Source organism: Bifidobacterium sp. POST2/T3 (B1) (assembly GCF_058197115.1).
Window position 1 is genome coordinate 1 of sequence record NZ_JBVPQK010000382.1, and the last position, 2,498, is coordinate 2,498.

Below are 2,498 nucleotides of genomic sequence, written 5' to 3' on the forward strand. Positions count from 1 at the left end.
AAGAACGTGATCGGCCTGGTCTTCCAGAAGTTCTACCTGGTCCCGCATCTGACCGCCCTGGAGAACGTCATGGTGGCGCAGTACTACCACTCGGTGGTGGACGAGGATCAGGCCATGAAGGCTCTGAACCGGGTGGGTTTGGCGGATCGGGCCCGGCACCTGCCCAGCCAGCTTTCAGGCGGCGAGCAGCAGCGGGTCTGCGTGGCACGGGCGTTGATCAACGAGCCCAAGCTGATCCTGGCTGACGAGCCCACTGGCAACTTGGACGAGGCCAATGAGCGGATTGTGCTGGATCTCTTTAGGCAATTGCATGATCAGGGGACCTCCCTGATCGTGGTCACGCACGATGCCTTGGTGGCCTCCTGCGCCCAGCGGGAAATCATGCTCAACCATGGGGTGCTGGCTGGCGAGCAGTGGAATGATGAGGAGGCCAAGCGGGCCTACCTGGCAGCTGGAGGTCGGCCGGCCTTCAGTGGGGCTTCTGGCGACACCGGGGGCCAGGATATTCCCGTGGGCTTCCATGACCCCACTAAGATGGCCAAGACAGGCGGGTCTCTGCAGGGATCGACCGCTGAATCAGAAGGAGGGCGCTGAGATGGCTAAAAGCAAGTCTCGTGGGCTGGCCACTGCTTCGGCAACATTGGCGACTCTGGTGGCGGTCGGCTCCCTTCTAGGCGGTTGCGGCAGTCAGCAGGCCAAGCCTATGGACGATGAGTTCGCCGGATCGGGCGCAGAGGCCAGCTCTGCTCCAGAGTCGGGAGCCGGCGCTGCGGGCGAGGGCAATCCCACGGCCGTCTCCCGTGATGGACTGCCGACCGCTTCGGCTGACACGGGCAACTATCACGACGGCACCTACGCTCTGACGGGCAAGTACGGGCATGACGGGGCTGACAGCATCGATGTGGATCTGGACCTGTCGGGAGGCCAGGTGACCCGGGTCCAGGTCCAGGGGCATTCGGACTCGCCCATTTCGCGCGGTCATATGGAATGCTTCGCCAAGGCTGTGCCTGGTGTAGTCCAGGGGCGCCCACTCAAGGACCTCAAGGTGGACAAGGTGGCCGGAGCCAGCTGGACTTCGGATGCTTTCAATAAGGCTTTGGACCTGGCTCGGCTGGAGGCTTCGGCGGACAGGTCTTCTTGAGTTCTGAGCTGTAGGGTGGCGGAAAAGAAAAAGGCGAGGAATCGAATCCTCGCCTTTTTCTTCATATCAACTACCGGTCCCACCAGGGGCGGAGCGGATAGGTGTCCGTGCCGGTCTCGGGATCGGGCTTGATGCACTGGAACTGGTGTATCTGAATGTTGTCGAGCTCGAAGTTGAGCCGTGCACCAGCCATGTACAGGCCCCAGAGTCGTGCCTTGGGTTCGCCCACCATGGGTCTGGCCTGGTCCCAATGCTCCTGGAGGTTCTCGGTCCAGTGCTTGAGGGTCAGCGCATAGTGCTGACGCAGGTTCTCTTGGGTGATGACCTCGAAGCCGGTGTCCTGGATGGCCAGTTCGATCTCGGCCGGGCTGGCCAGCTCGCCGTCGGGGAAGATGTAGCGGTCGATGAATCCGCCTGCTCTCTTGTGGTCGTGGGAGTTGGTGCGGGTGATCTGGTGGTTGAGCAGGATGCCGCCCGGACGCAGCTTGTCCATCATCTCCTTGAAATAGGAGGGATACTGCTTGTAACCCACATGCTCCATCATGCCGATGGAGCAGATTCCATCAAAGCCGGACTCGGGAACGTCACGATAATCCATCAGCCTGACCTCTGCCAGATCCTGCAGGCCCTCCTGGCGGATCCAGTTCTGGGCCCACTCGACCTGCTCCTCAGCCAAAGTCACACCGATGACATGGATGCCGCGGCGGGCTGCCGCAATCTCCATGGAGCCCCAGCCACAACCCACGTCCAGCAGACGGTCGCCCTTGTTCAGGTGCATCTTGTCCAGGACCATGTTGAGCTTGTGCCACTGAGCGTCTTCCAGGCTGCCGTCCGCCTTCTCGAAGACGGCGCAGGTGTAGGTCATGGAGGAGCCCAGGAAGAGCCGGTAGAAGTCGTTGGACTGGTCATAGTGGTAACTGACGGTGGCTGCGTCGCCCCGGCGAGTGTGGGGACGGATGCCCTCGGTCAGTCGCTTTGCCAGGGAAGGCCCCTCGATGGCCGGTGGCTCGGGTACCCTCACCCCGTGTGAGAAGACGGCTGCAGCTGCTCGGGCTAGCTCCATCTTGCTGGGATGCTTGACGAAGTGCTTAAGACCCATCAGATCCTTGAGAACCTGATAGGGGTTGCCTGGCAGCAGCTCAGGAGAATCCAGATCGCCCTGCAGGTAGGCACGGGCCAGACCCAGGTCGTTGGGATTCTCCGTGATGTAGTACATGGCACGGGAATTCTTGACTTCCAGATGCAGCGGCGCTTGCTCCTGCCCGAAGACCGACCCATCAAAGGCGGTCACCTGCACAGGCGCGTCAGGGGTGAGGAAGAGCCCGATCATCTCGGCTACAGTCATCTTGCTTTTGGC

Annotated in this window: 3 protein-coding genes; 2 read left to right on the top strand and 1 reads right to left on the bottom strand. The window is 61.5% G+C overall.

All coding sequences use genetic code 11. From position 1 onward, the window contains the following. Together AC0AP0_RS11880 and AC0AP0_RS11885 are read left to right on the top strand one after the other, a co-directional pair. On the top strand, positions 1-594 hold a 594-nt coding region (locus AC0AP0_RS11880; protein WP_490430615.1), incomplete at its 5' end, for an ABC transporter ATP-binding protein. A gap of 1 nt (position 595) precedes the next feature. Further along, positions 596-1,141: an FMN-binding protein gene (locus AC0AP0_RS11885; protein ID WP_490430616.1), complete on the top strand. Its 546-nt coding sequence runs from the start codon at positions 596-598 to the stop codon at positions 1,139-1,141. A gap of 70 nt (positions 1,142-1,211) precedes the next feature. Here the strand turns inward: AC0AP0_RS11885 and AC0AP0_RS11890 are convergent, their stop codons facing one another. After that, the gene (locus tag AC0AP0_RS11890) at positions 1,212-2,486 is read right to left on the bottom strand and encodes a class I SAM-dependent methyltransferase (protein ID WP_490430617.1); all 1,275 of its coding nucleotides are present in this window, start codon (positions 2,484-2,486) and stop codon (positions 1,212-1,214) included. Positions 2,487-2,498 lie beyond the last annotated feature (12 nt).